Origin of the sequence: Bacillus timonensis (assembly GCF_000285535.1) — a bacterium.
GTDB lineage: Bacteria > Bacillota > Bacilli > Bacillales > Bacillaceae_L > Ferdinandcohnia > Ferdinandcohnia timonensis.
In genome coordinates this window covers 1-366 of record NZ_CAET01000101.1, presented here as the reverse complement: position 1 = coordinate 366, position 366 = coordinate 1, and the positions used below count along the sequence as shown (strand labels likewise).

At 45.9% G+C, this 366-nt stretch carries 1 protein-coding gene; it reads right to left on the bottom strand.

Annotation, left to right across the window (positions count from 1 at the left end; translation table 11 throughout):
* Positions 1–180, bottom strand: a 180-nt coding sequence (locus tag BTHG_RS26535) for a hypothetical protein (RefSeq protein WP_148361295.1), incomplete at its 3' end; no start/stop codon positions are given.
* Positions 181–366: the final 186 nt, after the last annotated feature.

Genomic DNA, 366 nt, shown 5'->3' with positions numbered 1-366 from the left:
ATTTTTGCGTCTGCGCCCTCGGATTTGCATCTTTATCTCGTTTTTTGCATCTGTGCCCAATGATTTGCGTCGATATTCTAATTTTTGCGTCTGCGTCCAAGGATTTGCGTCATTATCCCAATTTTTGCGTCTGTGCCCACGAATTTGCGTCGAAATCCCAATTTTTGCGTCTGCATTCATGGATTTGCGTCCAAATTCTATTTTTTGCGTCGGCGCCCATGGATTTGCGTCGAAATCCTATTTTTTGCGTCTGCCGTCCACGGATTTGCGTCGAAATCCCAATTTTTGCGTCTGCGTCCACGGATTTGCGTCGAAATCCTTATTTTTGCGTCTGCCGCCCACGGATTTGCGTCACTTTCTCGATTT